We start from the raw sequence: 20,708 nt of genomic DNA, 5'->3' as shown, positions 1-20,708 counted from the left end.
TGTTGCCAAAGCCTTACAGGCCAAACGGGGTTTCAGCAATGCTGTATTATACCGACTCTGTGCCTTTTACATCGCCGCGTGCATCGAGGCGGTTGAGCTCGCTGTTGTCGTTGCGTTCGTGTTCCTGTGCGCTTTGCTCGTTGAAGGTGCTCAGGTTGCTGCCTGCCAGGTGGCCTTCATTATCCTGTCCGTCGGCGGTTTTGATCCCCATATCGCGGTGCTTGCCAGCCAGCTCGTCTTCTCTTTTGTTGCTCATAAAAAGGTTTTGGTTAGCAGATACAAATACGTTGCCGGAGATGGAATGCTGGTGTTACAGCTACTGTGGCGCAACAGGCAGGCGGGGCTCAGCCGTTGTTTACCCATGAGGTAGCAATAAATTGCGGTACTGGCTTTTTCTTTGCCTGTATTACCACATGAATGCAATACTGCAACAAGTACGCGACTATGCCGATGCGGCACATGGCAGCCAGATGCGCAAGTACACACCCGACCGCTATATTGTACACCCGGTAAGGGTAATGGAGTTGTGTGCGGCTTATACCAATGACCTGCCGGTGCTGGCCGCTGCCCTGCTACACGATGTACTGGAAGACACCCCGGTAACAAAGGACGAAATGCACCGGTATTTATTATCGGTAATGAGCCAACAGGAGGCGGCAAAAACAACGCAGTTGGTAGTGGAACTAACGGATGTGTATATCAAAGCCAACTACCCGCAGTGGAACCGCAAAAAAAGGAAGGAAGAAGAGCGGGAGCGCATCCGTAAAACGAGCCCCGATGCGCAAACCATCAAGTACGCCGATATACTGGACAACTGCTCCGAGATAATAGTGCACGATCCCAGCTTTGCAACCGTGTTTTTGCGGGAGTGTAAAAAGATACTGGCCGTGATTCCCAACGGCCATGCCGCATTGTATCAAAAAGCAAAAGCTGCCTTGCAAAAGGCGATGGATGAAAATCGGTAGGGTCAGTTTTTAGGAGAAAGCTGTTGGCTGTTGGGTGTTAGCTTTTAGCGGCAAGCTGAAAGTGATCTTTTCTGTACAATCTATTTCGCGTTCGCCTGTAAAACCTATAAGGTTTTTAAAACCTTATAGGTTTGCCGGGCAGAAAAAACCCTGGAGGTTTTTGGAAACCTCCAGGGTTTGAGCCAACTACCGGAATCGAACCGAGGGCCCTTTCATTACGCGTGAAATGCGCTGCCAGCTGAGCTAAGTTGGCGGGTGGATGTAGGAACAATCAAGGCCGGCATTTTACACAAGGCGCAAAAAAACCGGAACAGCCAAGCAGGGAAACCGATGAATTCTGCTTTAACTGTTCCGGTAAGTTGCAATCGTTGTCGCCGTAATGCAAAGACAATACAGGCTGCTGAATGGTTGCAGCAGGCTGGCAAAATTTAATAAAGCCGGGCAGGCCTGATCAGGTAGTTTGTTTGGCGTCCGACATATCGCCGCCATTGCCTGCATTCGTACCGCGGCCGGTATAGCTGCCAGCATCAGGATTGGTGGTGCGTTCCGCCTCTTCATCTCCCAGTTGCCATTCACCAGCCTGTACATTGCCGCCGGTGCTACCCGTGCGGGTTACGTCCTTGCCGCCCTCGTCTTTTTGCCGCAGGTCGTCGCGGCGCACATCCTTATTGTTTTGTTGATCGCTCATGGTTGTATGTATTGTTGTTTTCCAGCAACACAAAGAGTGCCACGAATGGTGCGCAGCACAGACCCGCAGCAACTGGTTTGAATGATCTAAGAGCTGTGTGGTTCAAAGCCCGGTAGCCTTGCCATTTCCGGGTTTAGAATTTCACCTTAAAAAACTTTTGCAAAAAACGCCTTCATATCATTCCAGGAAGCCGTGTCGGCAGCGCCATTGTATTTGATAGGCATCTGGAACTCGGCGGCTTTCTTATCGGCATCGGGATTGGTAAAAGCATGCGTGGCGCCTGGGTACACTTTGAACTCGTAGGCGGCACCTGCCGAGTCCATGCTTTTCTTAAAGGCAGCTACCTGTGCTTCGGGAACAAAATTGTCGGCGCCGCCATGGCATACCAACACCTGTGTGCGCATGTTTTTTTGTGGCGGCACGCCTTCCAGCCCGCCGTGGAAGCTCACCACACCTTTGAATGGCGCTCCAAGTTTGGCGGCATTAAGCACCATCGATCCGCCGAAACAATACCCGATGGCAGCGGTGCGGCCCGTATCGGCCTGTGGCATGCTGAGGGCTTTTGCCAGCGCTGCATCCAGACGCGCTTTGGCAGCCTGCGGGTCTTTGTACAACACCATGGCAGCCTGTTGTGCCTCGTCGGGTGTATTGGCGGTTTTACCATCGCCATACATGTCTACAGCCATGGCGAGGTAGCCCAGTTCAGCCAGCTGTTTGGCACGCATGCGGGGGTAATCGGTAAGTCCCCACCACTCGTGCACCACCAGTACCACGGGGCGGGGCGCTGTGCTGGCACTGTCGAAAGCTACATAGCCTTTAAAGGTTTGATCGCCTACATTGTAGCTAACGGCTTCTTCCCGGATGGCCCCGGTTGCTGCAGTTTGGGTCATACTGTCGCTCTTTTGCTCAGATTGGGGTTCGTTGTCGCCGGCATTGTTGCCGCAGGAAAGGGCCAGGCTGCCCGCCAATAGCAGGGCTGCCATGGAGAAAGTAACACGCATATATAGCTGATTTTTGGGGGTGTACTGCTGCAAACAAAATTCCGGACCAATGGTTCAGACGCCGGCATCGCCCCGGGTATGGTCGTCGGCTTCCTGGTCGGTATTGAGCACATCGTTCACATCTTCCTTGCTCTCGTAACCCGAAGCCACGTCATTGGCAATACGGTCCCAATAGTCACTGCCCAGCTCTTCGGTCTGGTGTTTGGGTGGTACCGTCTTTTTGTCCGTTGTTTTTGGGGCGGGTGTTTTCTCGTTTTGCTTGGTCATATCATGGTATTTAGGGTGGGCGGAAACCGTTCCAAAGAGTGCGGGCTGCACCCGTACACGGCTGCCGGCAATGAGGGGCATGATCCCTATTGTTTCAATTTACGAAAAACATTGCGTGGCATCATATTGGCAACCTCTGTAAAAAAGCACGATGGAACAAAATAACCAACAGCCGCAAGATAAGGACCGGCACCTGGATATCCCTTCGGAAGCCAACCAGGATAAGCACATCAACTTCCTGGATGTGGAAAACAGCGACGATGCGGACAGCAGCAACCAGCTGAGTGAAGCCGATGAGGAAAGACAACGGCAGTGGCGGGAAGGCATCGAAGCCGGTAAGCAGGCCCGCAGGGATGACGCTTAGCATTCCGGATGAAACGTATTACCTTTCTGCCTGTCCTGAAGTTGTTTCAGGACATTTTATTCATGGGGGTTCACCCGCCCCCTGCCTATTCAGTTCACCCGATGGATAAAGCCGCCGAATTACCATACCTGCTGGCTGCCCCTGCTGCGTCATCCCTGCCGGCTGCAGGCATGCAAAGCTACCGCAAGCCCCTGCTCCTGCTCATCCTGCTTTTTACCCTCGCCCGGCTGCTGCTGGCATCGGTAGTGGAGCTGGGCAACGACGAAGCTTATTATTGGCTTTATACCCGCAACCTCCAATGGAACTATTTTGATCACCCGCCGATGGTGGCCCTGCAAGGCTGGCTTACTACTGCAGGCGGCCTTCTGAACGACTATGTGCCCCTAGTGCGGCTGGGCAGTATCCTGGGTGCGGCCATTGCCTCCCTTTTTATCTATAAGGCTACTGCCACCCTCTACTCGCCCAAAGCTGGTTGGTATGCTGCGGTATTGTACAACACTTCTTTTTATGCGGGCCTGGTAGCCGGCATGCTGCTGATGCCCGACTCGCCGCAAATGCTGTGCTGGACCTTTGCAATATGGATGGCCGCACGGCTGGTGACCGGCGCCGACAGCTGGCGCAACTGGCTGCTTTTTGGCCTTGGTGCGGGCCTCTGCATCCTGTGCAAGGTGCATGGTGTATTCCTGTGGGGCGGCATGGGGCTATATGTATTGCTGCACCGCAGGCAATGGTTGCAAAACCCGCGGCTTTATGCAGCAGCGGCCATCAGCCTGTTGCTGGCAAGTCCCATACTCTACTGGAATTTCCAGTACGATTTTGTTACCTACCGTTTCCATAGCGAGCGGGTTGTGGTGGCAGGCTGGGGCATCAACTGGCGCAGCTTTGCCGAAGAAGTGCTGGGCCAGATCCTTTTCAACAATCCCTATAATTATCTGCTTACCTGTTTTGCCCTTGCTGCCCTGGCAAAAGGGATGCGCCGGTGGTGGCGCCGTTTCGCCTTCCTGGTGTATATGGCCCTGCCCCTGGTGGCGGTACTGCTTTACCTTTCCCTTTTCCGAACGGTGTACCCGCACTGGAGCGGACCGGCATATGTGAGCCTGCTGCCGCTGGCAGCAATCTGGCTGGCACGGCAAAAGCCAGGTGTCTTATTTCCGGCATGGCTCAAGGCTGCCCTTTTCGGTACCGCCCTGTTTATGACCGGATGGCCGGTGGTGCTGCATTTTTATCCCGGCACCTGGGGGCAAACCAAAACAGCCGCCTTTGGCGATGGTGATGTAAGCCTGGATCGTTATGGCTGGAAGCGGGGCGGTGGGGACTTTGCTGCCTGGTACGGCCAGCAGGTGGCTTCGGGTGCCGTCCGCCCCGGCACACCGCTGGTCTGTCCTACCTGGTGGGGTGCACACGTGGAGTACTATTTTGCCCGCCCCGCCGGTGCTCCCATGATTGGGTTGGGCAGCCTGCAGCATACCCATCATTACCTATGGACCAATTATATCCGCAAGGCGCAAACCGATTTTACACAGGCATTTTGCATCGTGCCTTCCGATGAGTATTACAACCCGCAGCAAACCTTTGCTCCTTATTACCGCAGGGCTGTATGGGTACAAACCATTGCACTGCACCGCAACGGACAGGAAGCCCGCCGCTTTTACGTATACCGCCTTGATGGCTGGAAAGGCAGACTGCCCCAGATGCCGCCGCAGAAGGAAATGAAACGGCAGCGGGGAGTGCCGGTTTCAAAGCTCAAAGTCTATAGTTCAAAGGCTGCAGTTTAAAACAGGGAATCCTTACTATGAACTTTTAACTCCGGACTGCTCCGCTATAATTCATTGGGATGTGGCCGCACCGGCGTATTGCCGCCGCCCATCTGTTCGTTCAGTGCCCTGCTGAGGCCTTCGGGAGTATCGGCCGAGTGCAATTTGAGTGCTTCTTTTTCATCCACGGTATGGTGCCCGAAATAATCCTTCAGGCGCTGCTCTTCACTGCCGGGGGCTTCGGGTACACTGCCTGTTATTGGTTTTGTATTCGGTTCCATAGAAAATAGATTGGTTGAAGTGGAAATCGGGTGGGCTTCTGTAGCAAAGGCAGTGCCAGCGGACCGATAGCCCTGTTTTATTTTGGTAAAACAATGATGGCTTCCCTGATGTGGAGGGTTCCCCGCAATTCATGCATCGGTAATTACATTTCATACACCGGCAGGTTGGCAACGGGGTTGTGGCGGCTTAGTTTGCACCCGATTAAAGAAAATGTTATGCGCCACGGTAAACAAACTTGGATGATCTGCCTGATGATGGCTCTTTTGCTGGTAACCCTGTTGCCGGTTGGAATAGCCATACATGCCTACAAACAACCGGTGGTTAAAACCGGTATCGCTGGCGGCGAAGTGGCAAACAGCCCTATGCCGGCTGAAAAGGGAAATATTTCGTTTGACTTTCCTTTTGTGCCATTGCTGAATTAATCTATGGTCCATAGTCCATGGACCATAGGCGACAGCCGGCCATTGTGGTCCGTCGTCCGTGGTCAATGGTCGATCTTCCATGGTCCACGGTCCATCGTCCATCGTCCATGGTCTCCTCCACAATTCATCCGCTGTTTTCTACAATTCATACAAAAAGCTATGCGGTACAGGTTGGAACGGTGGCTACAATGCAGTAATGTGCTTAATTTATTCGGGCATGAAGATCAGGCTTCCACAATACAGCGGAAAAGATTATTTCGTACTGGCAATAGTGATACTGCCGCTCACCCTGGCCATCAACAGCCTGATATTTGGCGGCCGTTATTTTATACATGTCGGCATTTTTATGCCGGCTACCATCCTCACCAGCCTCTGGCTGGCACTTGAATTTGTGTTGTGCGGCTTTATTGCCGAATCGCTCAAAAGGCGGATGCCCCGCGGTTCCGACACACCGCGCCGCCTGTTTTACATGATCCTCGCCTTTGTGGCCATGAGCGGACTTTTTCTCATCATTGCCTTTAATGGCTACGAGGTGTTCCGCAGCTTCAATTACAGTTTCAACCTCAATGGGTTTGTGTGGGCCTACGTGTTCATGAGCATCATGAATATTTTCCTTACCCTGCTCATTGAAGGCATACACCGTTACAACAGCTGGCGCGACAACCTGAAGGAAACAGAGCAGCTGCGCAAAGCCATCATGCAAAGCCAGCTGCTGGGGCTGAAAAGCCAGGTAAACCCGCACTTCCTGTTCAACAGCCTCAACACCCTGTCCTCGCTGATTGAGGAAGATGAGGTGGCCGCGGAAGGTTTTCTCAACGAAATGACCAAAGTGTACCGCTATATGCTGCGCGGCGACGATGAGCAACTGGTAACCCTGCGCACCGAATTGCGCTTTATAGAGTCTTACCTTTTTTTGCTCAACAAACGCTTTGGTTCCAGCCTGCAGGTGACCCTTGAAATAGCAGCAGTGGACCTTGATAAACTGGTGCCCCCACTCAGCCTGCAGGTAATCATCGAAAACGCATTTTCGCAAAACAGCATGACGCGCACCGAGCCCCTGCATATCCGCATCCAGTCGCAGGATGGCAGCCAGTTGCTGGTATGCAATAGCCGCCAGCCCAAGATGGTGAGCAATGTCATCGACTTCGAAACCGGCCTCGACAACCTCGTTACCAAATACCGTTTGCTCAACTCCTCGGAAGTGGTGATCCGCGATGAAATAAAGCAACGCTGTATCTATCTACCCCTAATCGAAAACAAGGAAGTACTCTATGAAAAATAAACTCAAACCCACCCGGCTACAGGTGTTCAGCTTCCTGGTCTGCATGCCGGTGATTGATTTTGTACTCAACTACATCCTGTACGATGAAGCGCTCTTTCATGATGGGCGCATCTGGCTTTATTCTTATCCTTTGTTGTTTGTAGTAGGCATCGGCTCGTGGCGTTCGCAGATAACGGTGCACAACTTGTTGCAGTTGCGCCTGCCATCGCTGAAGCAAACCCGTACACGGGTTATATGGCTTGGCACCCTGATCATGCCCATCATGGCCATTTCTATTTCGATTGTTTTTTACAGCTATAGTTATTTCGGCATCCTGGGTTATCGTTTCAATTTCGAAGACCTCAAATACGGTGTGCTGGTAGGCTTTTGCGTCAACCTTATTTTCATCACCCTCTACGAACTGGACTACGTGGTGGAAAGGCTGAAGGAGAGCATGCAGGAAAAGCAGAACCTCAAGCAGCAGGCGCTCCAGCACGAATTTGACGTGCTGAAGAACCAGGTTAACCCGCACTTTTTATTCAATTGTTTTAATACCCTGTCTTCCTTAATTTCAGAGGATAAACAAAGAGCCGAAGAGTTCCTCAATGAACTGAGCAAGGTGTACCGCTACCTGTTGCGCAACAATGAAGACGGCCTGAGTACGGTGGAAAGTGAAGTGCGGTTTATCCGTTCCTACTATGGACTCCTGAAAACAAGACATGGCGACAGCCTTTCGATGACCCTGGATATTGATAAGCGGTACCATCCATACCTGCTGCCTTCCTTATCCTTGCAGCTGCTGGTGGAAAACGTGGTAAAGCACAACCAACTGTCGAAAACACAGCCCCTGGTGATTGAGATTTTTACCACGGCGGGCAATAAGCTGGTGGTGAACAACAACCTGCAACGGCGCACCGTAAAGGCGCCCAGCAACCGCATCGGGCTGGATAATATCCGCGCCAAGTACGAGTTGCTGAACCAGGACGGTTTCCAGGTGATTGAAGACGGTAAGAACTTTACCGTGGTGCTGCCGCTGATCTGGAACAATTCGGCTGAAGGCCGCCTTGCATTACTCAAAGAACAAAAAAGCTTCTGATATGAATATCCTCATTGTTGAAGACGAAGAACTGGCACAAAGAAAATTGCAGAAAACACTGGGTGCTGTAGATGCTTCCGCTAAAGTGGTGGGCATCACCGACAGCATTCAAAGCACCGTGGGCTGGCTGCAAAACAACCCCACGGTAGACCTTATCCTTATGGACATCGAGCTTGCCGACGGGCAAAGTTTCGAAGTATTCAACCTCGTAGATGTAAAGGCGCCGGTGATCTTTACTACTTCCTACGATGAGTATGCCCTCAAGGCGTTCAAGGTAAACAGCGTGGACTACCTGCTCAAACCCGTACAGTCGGAAGACCTGCAGGTGGCTTTGGACAAATACAAAAAGCTGGCGGCTTCAAGGGGCGGCGATGTCAACATCGACTCCTTGGTAAAGCAGATCCAGCAACAGATGCAGCCCCGCGAATACCGCAAGCGCTTCCTCGTAAAGCTGGCACAAAAACTCGTGTCGGTAGAAGTGAATGAAATCTCTTATTTCTACAGCGATGGCCGCCTCAACTTCTTCAAAACCGCCGACAACAAAAAGTTTGTTGTGGACTACACCATGGACGAGCTGGAAGAAATGCTCGACCCCGACCGCTTCTTCCGCATCTCGCGTTCTTTCTTCGTAGCCATCGAAGCCATCGAAAAGATGGAAGACTACTTCGGCAACCGCCTCATTCTTTCCCTCAAACCCAGTACGGAGAAAGAAGCCCTGGTAAGCAGGGAAAAGGTTGGGGAGTTTAAGAAGTGGATGGGGAAATAGGTTTAGGAGTTTGGGGTTAGGAGTTAGGTGTTGGGGGATTGTTCTGGGGGAGTAGGAGTGTTTCCTTTGGGATTTTTGGTGGTGGCTGAAGGATTGTTTCTGCCAGAAAACTTTTTACCCCTGATATTGCTTTGATTTAAGTAGTTGATTAGTGTGCCGATTTTTCTTGCCGTCAATTCAACTTGGTCATACAATTCTGCGAAAAGTGCGGGCGGAAAATATTTGATATCCAAACCCCGGTATAACTGAGACTTCAATTCTTCTGCTTCTCCTTTTGCAATAGTGAGGGAGTTGATGAATTCATACTGGCTTCCTCTACCAAAGCCTTCTGCTATATTATCCATCATACTGCCGCAGGAGCCCCTTATTTGATCTTTGAATCGATAGTCTGACTTGATAGGTTCTAAAAACGTTAACAGGTAAATACGTTGACAAACCTTTCTTGCTAATTGCCATATCTCCAATTCTTCAAACTTTTCAACAGTCGGCATAACCTGAGTTTTATACTAAAAAGTACAAACTCTGCTCCTCAACTCCAAACCCCACACTCCCAACCCCAAACCTAACTCAACGGCAATTGCAACATAAACATACTCCTGCTCTTATGCACCTGCACCTGTAGCTTGGCCTTGAGGTTGTTGATGCGGGCGGTCATATCGCGGCGGTGGAGGAGGTTGGTGAGCTGCTGCATGTCGCAGCCTTCGGTAACGAATTCGATGGTGAAGAGCAGCTTTGCTTTGTCGAGTGAGAGGTTGACGATACAGTGCGGTGTGCCTGCCGCCACCAGGCTGCGCAAGCCTTCCTTGAACAGGAGGAATGCTTCGTGGCGCAGCTTCATATCCAGTTCCAAACGTTCCACTTTTTTATCAATCAGCATGTCGATGGCCACACCATAACGCTGGGTGAGGGCATCGGCAAATTCGCGCACCCTGCTGATGGTTTTGTCCATGGTGTCGTTGTCGGGGTCGAGGCTCCAGAGCATATCGTCCATGGCAATGATCATATTGTGGCTCTTGGTGTGTATCTGCTCAATGTATTCCTTCGCTTTCTCCGGCTCGCGGTCCGATTTCAGGCGGGCTATTTCACTCAGGATATTGATGTTGTTGAGCGCGGTATTTACCTCCTGGTGCAGGCCGTTGGCAATATCGGTACGCACTTTTTCCAACGCCTGCTTACGCCGCATTCTTTGGCGGTCGATAAAGAAAAGCACACCGGATACCAGCAGCGCCAGCAGCGTAAAAAACCACCAGGTTTGATAAAAAGGTGGCAGCACCTGCAGGCTTATTGCGGTGAGTTGCGGCGAGGACACTCCTTCGGCATTGATGGCCCGCAGCTGCAAAGTGTATTTGCCAGGCGGCAGGATGGGGAAGGAAGCCCGGTTTTCACGGTCGGCAAGCTGCCATTCATCATCCAACCCTTCCATGCGGTATTGTATCAGGTAATAGCCGGTATAGGTAAGTGCCGAAAAGCTAAACGACAGCGAATTGTTGCGGGCGCCCAACTCCAACTGCGGCAACCGCAATACTGAGTCTACCGGCAGCTCGCGTTTGCCCGCCTGTATGCTGGTAAGCACAACGCCGGGTGTTTGCTCCGATATACGGATGGCCGCCGGGTCGAAGCTGATAAAGGCATTGGAGTTGCCAAAAAACAGGCGGCCGTCGGGGCGGCGGTAGGTGGCGCTGTGTACAAAATGATCGTTGTTGATACCGTCTACCCGGTTGAACATCACCAGCACCTTACGCAAAGGATGGTAGCGGTACAATGCGTTGGTGGTGCTGATCCAGATAGAGCCGGCTTTGTCGGTTTGCAGGGCCATGATATTGCCCATCAGCGCGTCGGGCAGTTGCACCAGCCGCAGGCTTTGCTGCTGCCGGTTGTACCAATACAACTCGCGGGGACTTGCCACCAGCATCATGCTGTCGTTGTACTCCGTTATGCCGCCGATTTCGCTGGTAAAGGCGCCATTGAGCAATTTGGTGCCGGTTGTATAATGTGCCAGTAATTTTGCGGAAGCACCATGGTAAACAAATAAGCCGCTGCTGCCGGTACCAATCCATATCCAACCTTTTGTATCCGCATACACCACATTGACCATGGCTTTGCCGGTTGCTTCAATATGCACCACCGAATCTTTCCCCGGTTGTTTGGGATTGATCCACCGGTACACGCCAAAGCCATGCATGCCCAGCCAAAGATTGCCTGCACGGTCTTCCACCAGCTGCCGCACGGTGTGGTCTTTCAGGATGGGCGGGTTGCGGTGGTACATGGTGTTTTTAGCCTGGTCCCACTGGTATACACCGGGCTGGCAACCGATCCAGATGGTATTGCTGTCGCCTGATGCATACAAGCTCCAGAACGGGTGCAGCAGCCCATCGGAAAGATCACGGACACCCAGTGGTACGGGCCGCAATTGTTTGTCGTAGCGGAACAACCCATCGCCCCAGGAGGCGGCCAACAGGTCGCCGTTTTTTGTTTGTACAAAAGAAAGGATGGCGCCCTCACCAAGCGTCTTGGTAACCGGGTTTTTGTGGGTGAAATTGGCGAAGTACTGGGCCGACGGATTGTACCGGTACAGGCCATGGTTTTGGGTACTCACCCAAAGGTTGTGCTCCCGGTCTTCGTAGAGGCAGTTAACCCTTTCGTAGGCGATGCCTTCGGGGTTGCGGGCATCGTTGGGTATGAGGTAAAATTTGTTCTCTGCCTCCTGCATATAGCCAAACACCTGGAGGCCGCGCACCCACACGCGGCCATCCTGTTGTTGCATAAAACCGTTCACCTCGTGGTAGGTTTTCAGCGAAGTGATGTACTCAAATTGCTGCAGTTTATTGCTGCGCGTGTCCCAGTTCATCACAAACGGGAACCCGCCTTTATCCCAGTTCTGAAACCAAAGCCTGCCCTGCTTATCAAAGAAGGAATACATCACGCCAAGCTTGCCTTTGAACTGGCTTACAGCCGGTTCGTTTTCGCGGTTGTTTTCCGCATCGCTCCAGGTATTGGTCTGGCGGTTGTAAATGGAAAGGCTGCGGCCAAAGACACTCACCCAGTACTTTTGCGTGCCGGGCTGGTGCGACATCCACATGATGGGCATGCCTTTAGGCAAGGGCACCACCGAAGCCTGCGGTGTAAACGCATGCCTCTTTTTGTCAAGCCCCAGCAGCTCGTGGCCCATCATCATCAGGAACAGGCGCCCATCCCGGTCAGAGAGGAAATGTTTTTCGGCAAGAAATGCGGTATCGGTGCGGGGCAAAAGGGGGGCTTTGCGAAAGCGAAAACGGTCCCTGTCGAAACTGCCCACCGTGCCGTTGCCAGTAAGGATCCATAAGGTGCCTTCTTTATCAATGTGCAGTTCGTTGATCACATTTTCTGGTATGGCGGTTGTATCCCCTTTGCGGTTGCGGAAGGTTTTGAACTGCACCCCGTCAAACCGTTGCAACCCGTTGTTGGAAGCGATCCACAGGTAACCTGTTGCATCCTGCACCATGGCATTTATTTCGTTGGAGGCAAGCCCTTCCTGCATGGTGTAGTGTGCAAATGCAAAAGGCTTCAGGCTTTGTGCAAAACCTGTATGCAGCAGCAGGCAAAGGAAGTAAAGGAGCAAGGCTCGGTTCAAGGTGATGGTTTGGAGCTATGAATATACAAAGGCGCACCAGTAGGGCAATAGCGATGATGTTACAATGCGAGAAAAAGCAGTATTGTATTTGAGGTTGCTGTTTCGAAATACAAAATGCATGGTGTGTAAGCTTTCGATTCAATACCTGCAAACCTGCACTTCATACAAGGCTACCTGCAGTTCATTACCGCGTCACTTTTCTTCACCTTTTTTGCAGGCCATCTTTGTTGCATCAAACCCAAACCAACGAACTGTTATGAAAAAACAAGTATGGCTTTTTGCCGCTGCCTCTATCCTGGCCTTAGCCTCCTGTAGCAAGGACGACAAGCCCAAGGAAAAACTGTTTAAAGGTCCCGAGCAAACTTTCCAGCATGGTAAAAGCTGGACCTGGTACGAAGAAAACGGCAAGGGCGATCCGATGCGCATAGCCATCGTAATTGACGATGCTGCCATGGCCAGTCTTGACCGCAATACAGGAGGTGGGCACAACCATGCCAACGCGGTATCGCTGCAACTCCATTCCGAGGCTGGCGCCACGCCGTTTACCCATGCCCTGCTCGACTGGAACCCCAGTGGTCATGAGCCGGCACCCATTTACGACAAGCCGCATTTCGACTTTCATTTTTACACCAGCACCGAGGCAGAGCGCCTGGCCATTCCAATCTATGAAGCGGCCAAGGAAAAGTTCGACAACCATCCTGCACCTGCGTACTTCCCGACCACCTATATTCCCGGTCCCGGAGGCGTTCCGCAAATGGGTGTACACTGGCTGGATGCCACGGCTCCCGAACTCAATGGCAGCCCTTTCACACAGACTTTTATTTATGGTTCTTACGATGGTAAGGTTACTTTCTATGAACCCATGATCACCGAGGAATTTATCAAGAACAACCACACGTTTGTAAGGGATATACCCCAGCCTTCCAAAGTGCAAAAAAGCGGCTGGTATCCTACCAAAATGCGGATTCAAAAGAAAGATGGGGCTACCCATTTTATACTGGAAAGCTTTGTGAAACGCGAAGCTTCCTAACTACCGGAACGGGACCCCGTAAGGTCTGCATCCGGTATCAAAGGCCCCGTAAGGCCTTTACCAAAACTACTGCTGACAACCAAGACAACTGCCCTTAACCAACAACTGCTCCCAACCAGCAACCGCTTATGAGCATCCCGCACACCCCGTAAGGTGTGCGGTTTTTTTATGCTGGTATGAGGAGTTGTTTGCATTAAGCTTACTTGTTTTTATCCCTGTTAAACCTTGGTGTAGCCAGTGGAAATAGCAACTTGAAAAAGCAAGTGAACAAGCAATCTTTTACTCCGCTGCGTTTGTGATTTGTATGAAGTTTCCGCAGCTATAAGAACCAGGTTGCCACCAGGTGCTTGTCATGCCGAACTTGTTTCGGCATGACATTGTCTGATTGGCAAAAAAGAGCGCGAGTGTACCAAAACGTTTGATCTTTTTCAGACATGGATGAATAAGTGTTGCAGCAAAAATGTGTAGGTTCAACTTATCTGGGGTGCTGAGTGATTTTTCTACCTGTTACAACAGATATTAAAAGGTCTAAGCCCGATGTGCTTTGAATTTTTCAACCAGTACCCACCTGGACTCGTATAGTAACAAGGTGGGTATGTTCCTGCAACCAGCGGCCTTTGTTTGCATTCCCGGTTAGAAGACAAAGACCTTCTAAGTGTTGACTGTAGTATCGCAAAGAACACAAAGGGATCGCAAAGGACGCAAAGCCGCTTCTTCGCACCCCCTTTGCCACTCCTCAGCGGTCTTTGCGATACCCATTTTTTTGACTTTGGATGTTTCCTGCAATAACCATTCGCATCAGGCCTTGCAAATGCAAACATCCGGTTTACAAACTGCATTTTTCTTTCGTTAAAACGAATAAAGAACACCCGATTGCTGATGCTTTTTGCACCCAAATCAGCAGGCACAAAAAAACCGGCAGCCATTACAGCCGCCGGTCCCCTTTCAACAAACCACCTGCTAGTTCTTGATCATCTTGAGTGTTTCAGTACCGGTTTCGGTTTTTAGCTCCACAAAGTATTGCCCGGGCCTGAGCTGGCTTGCATCGGCCTGTACCAGCTTGCTGCCTGCAGGTTTTATACTTTCCACATGCACCAAGCTGCCCTTGCTGTCGTATATGCGGAGCAAGGCCTGTTGTGCGGGTGCCTGCAGTTGTATGGTAAACCTTTGCTGCACAGGGTTTGGATACAATACCGAACCGGATGCTGCAGGGGCATTTTCCTGTAGTGTACTGTTCCGTTCATCCTGCGGCGCAATGGCATTGAGTGCAGGTGCGGTAACGGTGATGGTGAGGGTTTCCTGGTCGTACAGTACCGGCGAGCCATTGTCGGTAACGCGTACGGTAAGGGTATAGCTGCCCGTAGCAGTGGGCGTCCAGCTGAAGGCACCGGTGGTGGCATTAATGGTTGCCCCGGCGGGTGCTGTTACGAGCGAGAAGGTTTTGGTTTGCCCTGCATCCACATCTTTAGCCGTTGCGGTAAAGGCAAGGGCGGTTCCGCGCACTACACTTTTTTTACGGATGGAGTCCAGCACCGGCGCATCGTTTACCGAAAGGACATCAATCTTTACCCAGGCCGGTGATGATGCCAGGCAGCCAAAATTGGAGACAAAGGCAAAGGAGTCTTTGCCATAGTAATTGGCCTTGGGCTTGTAGGTGCGGGCTGCGCTGGTGCCACTGCTGATGGTGCCATTGCGCGGTTGTGTAATGATGGTATAAGTAGTACCTGCAGGACCGGTGCCACTCAGGGTAATGGCTTTGGTCACGTCTTCATTGGTGGTGAGCCCCGATTGCGCGGTGGCCGTATTTACGACCACAGGGGAAACAATAAGACCGGACAGGGCCATGCCGCCATCTTTTTCAAGGTCCAGGTGCCGCAGTACGCTAAAGGTGCCCGTGCGGGTGATGCGGAAGATGGTGCCACCCTTTTTGGTGCCGCCTTGCGTAGTGATACCAAAGAAGGCCGTATCGGAAACACCCCGGACCAAGCCTGCCTTGGGATAGGCGCCATCGGTGGCTTCGGTAAGCGACCGCAGTTTGGTAAACACGCCATTTGGCGTAACCCTGAAGATAACGCCGCGGGTATTGGTACCACCGGTGCGGAAGGTGCCGTAAAAGTTATTGTCGGTGGACTGTATCAGCTTGCCGTAAGGCTCACTGCCTTCGGTGCTATAGCTGTAACTGCCCAGCAAATTGAAGGTTTTGCCGTCCTTGCTGATGCGGAAAAACTTGCTGTTGGTAAGCCCATAGAAATAGCCGTCTTTGGCAAGGGTGAGCCCTGTTTCGGCGGGGCTGCCATCAGTGGTGTACAAAAAATGGCGCAATACCGAAAACGCGCCACCGGTAGTGATGCGGAAAATAGTACCGGCACCGTTGGTGCCGCCGCTGGTGGCAATACCGTACAGGGCACTGTCCGCACCGAGGGTAAGCCCCATTTTTACCGAGGCGCCATCCGTAGTGCCTTTCAGGTGGCGCACCACGCCAAAGGAGCCGGAAGGAGAAATACGGAAGATGGTACCGCCGCTGTTGGCGCCCCCTTCTGTGGTTACGCCATAAAGGTTGTTGTCGTGGGCACGCACCAGGCCGCCCACGGGTTTTCCGCCATCCAGGTTGCGGTTGAAAGATTTCAGAACGGTGGTAGTGCCGCCGCAGATTTTATATACGGTACCGTTGTTGAAGCTGCCTCCTGCTTCGCCAACGCCGAAATAGGCGCTGTCCTTTCCAATAGCCAGCTGGCCCTTTGGTTCGGCACCTGCCGACCATCCGCTTAGGTGGGCCAGCACGGTATACGTGGTGCCGCTGGTGTTTACCTTGAAAATGGTGCCGTTGCCCAGCTGGCCACCTTCCTTGTTCATGCCATAGAGCAGGCCATCAGAACCCAGCACCAGGCTGCCATAAGGCCTTCCACCATCGGTAGCCCAGGTAAGCCTTTTTACCACCGATGTATTGCCGCCTGCATCCATTTTGAAGATGCTGCCCGAGTAGCTGCCGCTGAGGCTGTAGGCCATGCCGTAAAAGCTGCCATCGGAAGTTTGTAGCAGGCGCCCGCCGGGGCTGCCACCTTCCACGGCTGCCGACAGGCTGCGCATAACATTATAGGTGCTGCCTGTATAATTGATTTTAAAAACGGTACCGTTATAGTTGACGCCGCCATCGGGTGTCATACCATACAGCAGCCCGTCCTTACCCTGTATCAGGTCGCCGGAAGGGTACTGGCCATCCTTGCCGTCGGAGTTGAAATGGTGGATTACGGCAAAGCCGCCGCCGGTAGCAATCCGGAAAACAGTACCGCGGCTGTACAGCCCGCCCGAACTGGTCATGCCATACAGGTTGCCGTCTTTGGCCAGCAGCAGGCCGCCGTAAGGGCTGGCACCATCGGGTTTATCCAAATGCCTTAATACCGAGTAAGCATTGGTGGCCGATATCTTGAAAATGGTGCCGTAGCCATAAGTGCCGCCGGTATTGTTGGTGCCATAAATATTGCCGCTGGCGTCCTGCACCAGCCGCGACTGCGGCCTGCCGCCTTCGGTGTTGATCAGGAAGCTGCGAACAATATTGTACAGGCCACCGGTTGTGATTTTAAATACCACCCCGCCATTGTTGGGGCCGCCGCTGCTGGTAGTGCCATACAGGTTGCCGTCGGTGCCCTGCATCAGGCTGCCCTTGGGGTAGCCGCCATCAACGGGAAGGTTGAAGTTTTTAAGGATGGTAATGGCGCCTGCCGGGGTGATGCGGAAGAGCGTACCATGACCATAGATGCCGCCATCATAGGTCAGGCCGTAGTAGTTGCCATCGGTTGCCCGCAGCAGGTCGCCGTTGGGATGTGCGCCCCAGTCGGCAAAGCTTTTTACAATGCCGAAGTTGCTGCCTGTGCTCTTAATGGTAAAGGCGGTACCCTTTCCTTCGGGACCGCCGTTTGAAGTTAAACCCATTAAAACATCCTGTGCGCTTACCGGTATGTTCAACAACATCAGCGCAAGCTGGAGGATCAGCACAACTGCTTTGCGCAGCTTCAATGGGGGTTTGTTCCGGGTAATGGTTAAGGGCATCATGCAGTTGGTTTGGGGTGATGAAATGAATTAAAAACGGACAGTGGGGGTCGGGTGGTGCAAAATTGTGCAGGGTTAGTAAAGGCAGCTAGCACATGTTGTACGAGTGGGGGAAAACAGGTATTGAATTGTGCAAACAGGAGCCATACCTGTCGGAAAATGACATGGGACAGGAGGCGGAGTGCACCAGCTCCAAGCCGTATTTCTATGCTAGCATTCAGTTTAACAAACCTGCACATGAGGTTTATCCCGGCATGGGCTATCTTGTCGGGCATGAACCGGCTGCTGCTGCTCCCCTTGCTATTTATTTCCCTGTATGCCCAGGCACAGTCGCCCGATTTTATTTCGGTGCGCAAACCCAATGGCCGCACGGTACGCAGCTTTATGCCCGGCCTGCCCATTGTGCTGCAAACAAAGAGCGGCGGCTGGCTGGAAGGCCCCATCGAAGCCATCCGCAACGATAGCCTGATCATCCGCCAGTACAGGGTGCAGCGGTATATGCGTTGGGGCGTGCTCCAGCTCGACACCATTGGTACCACCTTATTGCCCATCCATTACCTGGCCATACAACGCGTATGGCTCAATAAACGCCGCAGCTTCTGGCAACGCCGCACAGGGCCGCTGCTCATCATTGGTGGTGGGGGTTACCTGCTCCTCAACCTGCTGAACGGCGCCATCCTTAAAGACCCGATCGGCAGCAGCGGTAATATCCGCAAGCTGGGTATTTCTACGGGTGCACTGGGAGCCGGTATCCTGTTTCAGAAGTACCTGGCCGGCAGTGAATATTCTACTTCAAGGCACCGCATTGTGTATGTGCGGATGGGCAAGACGGGATTCTAGGGGTGTAGCTGCAAGCCACAAGGTACAAATACAGTTAAGCAGGGTGCAGGACCGCATGCAGGTGAAAATAGGCTTATACGCTCCAATTTCACTTGCAGCTTGTAGCTAACAGCTTGCTGCTTTTCCACTACACAATAGAACTGGGTATGATGCTATCCGCATTGATGCAGTAACGCACCCTGGTTGGTGTGTGTTTGTGTGGAAAAAGGTGGCCCAGGTGCTGGCCGCAGCCATTGCATAATAATTGGATGCGGTGCCTGCCATTAGTATCCAAAGGTTTTAAGGTTACGCCATCACCCCAATGTTCATAAAAAGAAGGAAAGCCACAGCCAGCGGCAAATTCTTTGTTGGCGGCAAAAAGCGCCTGGCCGCATTTGCTGCAACAGTACACCCCTTCTTTCTGAGCATACAGGTTGAGGTCGGGAATGGGTTCGCCAAACATGGCTGTGCATTTTTTATGTTGGCAGAATCGAAATGGACGACGGACAACCTGTCGTCCGTCGTCTCCTCGCTATTATTCGCTCTTTTTGCCGAATATCCTCTTCAGCCCTTTGGGTTCTTCCTTGGGCTCTTCCTTTTTACTGCCAAACAAACCTTTGCGCTTTTCGGGTTCCTGTTTACGAGGTGCAAAAAGGCCTTTGCGTTCGGGTGCTTTTTCTTCTTCTTTTTTGCGAAACAGCCCGCCGCCTTCTTTTCCTTTTTTGTTCTTGTTCTTGCGGTCCCAGGTAAACTTGTTTTGTACCGGGAAATAGTACCGCAGGCTCATGTACAGCGTGTTGGCACCCATGGTTGCGGCACCTGTCTTATCGCTTTTCATATCGCCGGCAAGGATATTTACGCCGTTAATGAGGTGGAGGCCTGCAAAGCGGAAGCCTACCGCCGGCCCGATGCCAAACTGCTGGCCGCCTTCAAAATTGTTGAAGTAAACCAGGTTGGCGCCATAGGTAAGGTTGACGCGGCCCTGCTTGCGCCATACGCCTGCTTTATAGCCTACAATATGATCGGAAAAGCTGTATTCCACCTGTGCGTTGGCGCCCCAGATATGCGGCTTGAAGAGGCTGATCTTGCGCCAGTGCATTTCGGCGCCCATTTCAAATGCCGTAGTGCGGCCCCGCTGGATGCCGATGATGGCGCCGTAGTTGTGCTGCCGCAGCTTGGGGATGGGAATAAAGCTGGCGGCACCTGCTGTTTCAGGCAATACGAGGGTACTGGCCTCCTGTGCATACAATGCAGGAGCTAAGGGCAAAAGGAGCAGGAGCGCAATAATTTTTTTCATAGCGATAGGCGGCTTGCTGGCTTTGGGGCGCAACAATACGGTGGAAAACGGAAGAGGCGGCTATTTATTTCGGATGGGGATAAACATCGGGCTTTGCCGGCTGCGGCACCGGGCTGCCGGGTGCAGGGTATCTTCTTTTATTTTTCCATCCGCTGCGGGCTTTGTAAGTTTAGTACGATGTAGACCATGGTCCATGGACGATGGACCATGGTCCATACCTCACTTATCTCTAAAAACAGATTGCTCCAACCATGCAACACAAGATCCTGATTGTTACCGGCGATGGCGGCGAAAGCTACGAAGCCCTATATGCCATCCACCGTTTTGCCGAAGCCCAGATACCTGCCGTAGTGGCCGCGCCCCGCACGGGCCGCCTGCACCTCGTGATCCATGATTTTGAACCCGGCTGGGACACTTATATCGAGAAGCCCGGTTATGTGTCGGAAGCGCAGATCACCATCAACGAAATTGTAGCCGACGATTATACCGCCATCCTGCTGCTGGGCGGCCGGGCACCCGAGTACCTGCGTCACAACGACCAGCTCCTGGAAGTGGTGCGCCAGTTTCACCAGCAGGGCAAATGGGTATTTGCCCTTTGCCATGGCATACAAATCCTGGCTACCGCCGGGCTGGCCAAAGGCCGCAACCTTACCGCTTACGAGCATGTGCGCGGTGATGTGGAAATGGCAGGCGGCACCTATTGCGCCGGTCCGCAGTGTGTACGCGATGGCAGCATCGTAACGGGTCAAACCTGGCAGTCGCACCCCGATTTTTACCGCGCGGTGTTCCAGTGCCTGGAGGCGGGTTTGCCCCAAAAAGAAGAACAACCCGCAATGGCGGCCGGTGTTAGCTAATGCCTTAGTTGCAAACCTATAAGGTTTTAAAAACCTTATAGGTTTTTGCTTTGCGCAGTTGCCAGGCTCTTTTCAAACCTTCAAGGTTTTAGTTGGTGTTGTTAGTGCAGGTCATACCAACGCATATCGGCATCCCCTACTGGCCCAGTAGCTTCCAAAAACAAAGAATGCCAATCCACCGCGGC

General features: G+C 52.4%; 20 protein-coding genes and 1 tRNA gene. 10 read left to right on the top strand and 11 right to left on the bottom strand.

Annotated elements, in window-relative coordinates:
• Nucleotides 1-46: 46 nt before the first annotated feature.
• Nucleotides 47-256: a hypothetical protein gene (locus tag BUE76_RS04515; protein WP_073045024.1), complete on the bottom strand. Its 210-nt coding sequence runs from the start codon at nucleotides 254-256 to the stop codon at nucleotides 47-49.
• Nucleotides 257-413: 157 nt separating this feature from the next.
• Here BUE76_RS04515 and BUE76_RS04510 point away from each other — a divergent pair, with 157 nt between their 5' ends.
• Nucleotides 414-965, top strand: a complete 552-nt coding sequence (locus BUE76_RS04510) for an HD domain-containing protein (RefSeq protein WP_073045170.1) — start codon at nucleotides 414-416, stop codon at nucleotides 963-965.
• 180 nt (nucleotides 966-1,145) lie between these two features.
• Here the strand turns inward: BUE76_RS04510 and BUE76_RS04505 are convergent.
• The 4 genes from BUE76_RS04505 to BUE76_RS04490 all read right to left on the bottom strand — a co-directional run bounded on the left by BUE76_RS04505 (nucleotide 1,146) and on the right by BUE76_RS04490 (nucleotide 3,002).
• Nucleotides 1,146-1,218: transfer RNA gene (locus BUE76_RS04505), tRNA-Thr, on the bottom strand.
• 198 nt (nucleotides 1,219-1,416) lie between these two features.
• On the bottom strand, nucleotides 1,417-1,653 hold the full coding sequence (locus BUE76_RS04500) for a hypothetical protein (protein ID WP_073045023.1): 237 nt from the start codon (nucleotides 1,651-1,653) through the stop codon (nucleotides 1,417-1,419).
• 146 nt (nucleotides 1,654-1,799) lie between these two features.
• Nucleotides 1,800-2,654, bottom strand: a complete 855-nt coding sequence (locus BUE76_RS04495; protein ID WP_073045022.1) for a dienelactone hydrolase family protein — start codon at nucleotides 2,652-2,654, stop codon at nucleotides 1,800-1,802.
• 54 nt (nucleotides 2,655-2,708) lie between these two features.
• Nucleotides 2,709-3,002, bottom strand: coding sequence for a hypothetical protein (locus BUE76_RS04490; RefSeq protein ID WP_073045020.1), 294 nt, complete (start codon nucleotides 3,000-3,002; stop codon nucleotides 2,709-2,711).
• Between the two features lie 70 nt (nucleotides 3,003-3,072).
• Between BUE76_RS04490 and BUE76_RS04485 the strand changes: the two genes are divergently transcribed.
• Entirely contained in the window at nucleotides 3,073-3,285 is a 213-nt protein-coding gene (locus BUE76_RS04485; RefSeq protein ID WP_073045018.1) for a hypothetical protein, read from the top strand.
• Nucleotides 3,286-3,293: 8 nt separating this feature from the next.
• A complete protein-coding gene (locus BUE76_RS04480) occupies nucleotides 3,294-5,060 on the top strand; it encodes an ArnT family glycosyltransferase (protein ID WP_083596595.1) in 1,767 nt (588 codons plus the stop codon).
• Nucleotides 5,061-5,104: 44 nt separating this feature from the next.
• Here BUE76_RS04480 and BUE76_RS04475 read toward each other — a convergent pair whose 3' ends face one another.
• Nucleotides 5,105-5,320, bottom strand: a complete 216-nt coding sequence (locus BUE76_RS04475) for a hypothetical protein (RefSeq protein WP_073045014.1) — start codon at nucleotides 5,318-5,320, stop codon at nucleotides 5,105-5,107.
• A 216-nt stretch (nucleotides 5,321-5,536) separates the two neighbouring features.
• On the opposite strand from BUE76_RS04475, the gene BUE76_RS24125 reads away from it, so the two are divergent.
• From BUE76_RS24125 to BUE76_RS04455, 4 genes are all read left to right on the top strand, one after another.
• On the top strand, nucleotides 5,537-5,743 hold the full coding sequence (locus BUE76_RS24125; protein WP_143157369.1) for a hypothetical protein: 207 nt from the start codon (nucleotides 5,537-5,539) through the stop codon (nucleotides 5,741-5,743).
• 217 nt (nucleotides 5,744-5,960) lie between these two features.
• Nucleotides 5,961-7,025 (top strand): sensor histidine kinase, encoded by a 1,065-nt coding sequence (locus BUE76_RS04465; RefSeq protein ID WP_076026719.1) that lies wholly within the window; start codon nucleotides 5,961-5,963, stop codon nucleotides 7,023-7,025.
• On the top strand, nucleotides 7,015-8,100 hold the full coding sequence (locus BUE76_RS04460; protein WP_073045010.1) for a sensor histidine kinase: 1,086 nt from the start codon (nucleotides 7,015-7,017) through the stop codon (nucleotides 8,098-8,100). Before BUE76_RS04465 ends, BUE76_RS04460 begins: the two co-directional genes overlap by 11 nt.
• A 1-nt stretch (nucleotide 8,101) precedes the next feature.
• A complete protein-coding gene (locus BUE76_RS04455; protein ID WP_073045009.1) occupies nucleotides 8,102-8,866 on the top strand; it encodes a LytR/AlgR family response regulator transcription factor in 765 nt (254 codons plus the stop codon).
• Between the two features lie 23 nt (nucleotides 8,867-8,889).
• Here the strand turns inward: BUE76_RS04455 and BUE76_RS04450 are convergent, their stop codons facing one another.
• Complete coding sequence (locus BUE76_RS04450; RefSeq protein WP_073045008.1) at nucleotides 8,890-9,357, bottom strand: four helix bundle protein; 468 nt, start codon at nucleotides 9,355-9,357, stop codon at nucleotides 8,890-8,892.
• A 71-nt stretch (nucleotides 9,358-9,428) separates the two neighbouring features.
• The gene (locus tag BUE76_RS04445; protein ID WP_073045007.1) at nucleotides 9,429-12,476 is read right to left on the bottom strand and encodes a ligand-binding sensor domain-containing protein; all 3,048 of its coding nucleotides are present in this window, start codon (nucleotides 12,474-12,476) and stop codon (nucleotides 9,429-9,431) included.
• A 256-nt stretch (nucleotides 12,477-12,732) separates the two neighbouring features.
• On the opposite strand from BUE76_RS04445, the gene BUE76_RS04440 reads away from it, so the two are divergent.
• Nucleotides 12,733-13,506: a hypothetical protein gene (locus BUE76_RS04440; RefSeq protein ID WP_073045006.1), complete on the top strand. Its 774-nt coding sequence runs from the start codon at nucleotides 12,733-12,735 to the stop codon at nucleotides 13,504-13,506.
• 960 nt (nucleotides 13,507-14,466) lie between these two features.
• Here the strand turns inward: BUE76_RS04440 and BUE76_RS04430 are convergent.
• Entirely contained in the window at nucleotides 14,467-17,556 is a 3,090-nt protein-coding gene (locus BUE76_RS04430) for a choice-of-anchor tandem repeat GloVer-containing protein (protein WP_073045003.1), read from the bottom strand.
• A 234-nt stretch (nucleotides 17,557-17,790) separates the two neighbouring features.
• Between BUE76_RS04430 and BUE76_RS04425 the strand changes: the two genes are divergently transcribed.
• A complete protein-coding gene (locus tag BUE76_RS04425) occupies nucleotides 17,791-18,393 on the top strand; it encodes a hypothetical protein (RefSeq protein ID WP_073045001.1) in 603 nt (200 codons plus the stop codon).
• Between the two features lie 127 nt (nucleotides 18,394-18,520).
• Here BUE76_RS04425 and BUE76_RS04420 read toward each other — a convergent pair whose 3' ends face one another.
• Both BUE76_RS04420 and BUE76_RS04415 read right to left on the bottom strand, forming a co-directional pair.
• Nucleotides 18,521-18,835 carry a peptide-methionine (R)-S-oxide reductase gene (locus tag BUE76_RS04420; protein WP_073044999.1) on the bottom strand — a complete coding sequence of 105 codons (315 nt, stop codon included), beginning with the start codon at nucleotides 18,833-18,835 and terminating at the stop codon, nucleotides 18,521-18,523.
• Between the two features lie 72 nt (nucleotides 18,836-18,907).
• Nucleotides 18,908-19,669 (bottom strand): hypothetical protein, encoded by a 762-nt coding sequence (locus tag BUE76_RS04415; protein ID WP_143157368.1) that lies wholly within the window; start codon nucleotides 19,667-19,669, stop codon nucleotides 18,908-18,910.
• 251 nt (nucleotides 19,670-19,920) lie between these two features.
• Here BUE76_RS04415 and BUE76_RS04410 point away from each other — a divergent pair, with 251 nt between their 5' ends.
• Nucleotides 19,921-20,523 (top strand): DJ-1/PfpI family protein, encoded by a 603-nt coding sequence (locus BUE76_RS04410; protein ID WP_073044994.1) that lies wholly within the window; start codon nucleotides 19,921-19,923, stop codon nucleotides 20,521-20,523.
• The last annotated feature ends 185 nt before the right edge of the window (nucleotides 20,524-20,708 follow it).

The sequence above is a fragment of the Cnuella takakiae genome, assembly GCF_001953305.1.
GTDB lineage: Bacteria > Bacteroidota > Bacteroidia > Chitinophagales > Chitinophagaceae > Flavisolibacter > Flavisolibacter takakiae.
The sequence above is the reverse complement of the archived record's forward strand: the minus strand, read 5'-3'. Positions and strand labels throughout refer to the sequence as shown.

Coding starts and splice junctions, on each gene's coding strand:
- BUE76_RS04515 (WP_073045024.1), bottom strand. CDS start 256: ATGAGCAACAAAAGAGAAGACGAGCTGGCTGGCAAGCACCGCGATATG.
- BUE76_RS04510 (WP_073045170.1), top strand. CDS start 414: ATGAATGCAATACTGCAACAAGTACGCGACTATGCCGATGCGGCACAT.
- BUE76_RS04500 (WP_073045023.1), bottom strand. CDS start 1,653: ATGAGCGATCAACAAAACAATAAGGATGTGCGCCGCGACGACCTGCGG.
- BUE76_RS04495 (WP_073045022.1), bottom strand. CDS start 2,654: ATGCGTGTTACTTTCTCCATGGCAGCCCTGCTATTGGCGGGCAGCCTG.
- BUE76_RS04490 (WP_073045020.1), bottom strand. CDS start 3,002: ATGCCCCTCATTGCCGGCAGCCGTGTACGGGTGCAGCCCGCACTCTTT.
- BUE76_RS04485 (WP_073045018.1), top strand. CDS start 3,073: ATGGAACAAAATAACCAACAGCCGCAAGATAAGGACCGGCACCTGGAT.
- BUE76_RS04480 (WP_083596595.1), top strand. CDS start 3,294: ATGAAACGTATTACCTTTCTGCCTGTCCTGAAGTTGTTTCAGGACATT.
- BUE76_RS04475 (WP_073045014.1), bottom strand. CDS start 5,320: ATGGAACCGAATACAAAACCAATAACAGGCAGTGTACCCGAAGCCCCC.
- BUE76_RS24125 (WP_143157369.1), top strand. CDS start 5,537: ATGCGCCACGGTAAACAAACTTGGATGATCTGCCTGATGATGGCTCTT.
- BUE76_RS04465 (WP_076026719.1), top strand. CDS start 5,961: ATGAAGATCAGGCTTCCACAATACAGCGGAAAAGATTATTTCGTACTG.
- BUE76_RS04460 (WP_073045010.1), top strand. CDS start 7,015: ATGAAAAATAAACTCAAACCCACCCGGCTACAGGTGTTCAGCTTCCTG.
- BUE76_RS04455 (WP_073045009.1), top strand. CDS start 8,102: ATGAATATCCTCATTGTTGAAGACGAAGAACTGGCACAAAGAAAATTG.
- BUE76_RS04450 (WP_073045008.1), bottom strand. CDS start 9,357: ATGCCGACTGTTGAAAAGTTTGAAGAATTGGAGATATGGCAATTAGCA.
- BUE76_RS04440 (WP_073045006.1), top strand. CDS start 12,733: ATGAAAAAACAAGTATGGCTTTTTGCCGCTGCCTCTATCCTGGCCTTA.
- BUE76_RS04430 (WP_073045003.1), bottom strand. CDS start 17,556: ATGATGCCCTTAACCATTACCCGGAACAAACCCCCATTGAAGCTGCGC.
- BUE76_RS04425 (WP_073045001.1), top strand. CDS start 17,791: ATGAGGTTTATCCCGGCATGGGCTATCTTGTCGGGCATGAACCGGCTG.
- BUE76_RS04420 (WP_073044999.1), bottom strand. CDS start 18,835: ATGTTTGGCGAACCCATTCCCGACCTCAACCTGTATGCTCAGAAAGAA.
- BUE76_RS04415 (WP_143157368.1), bottom strand. CDS start 19,669: ATGAAAAAAATTATTGCGCTCCTGCTCCTTTTGCCCTTAGCTCCTGCA.
- BUE76_RS04410 (WP_073044994.1), top strand. CDS start 19,921: ATGCAACACAAGATCCTGATTGTTACCGGCGATGGCGGCGAAAGCTAC.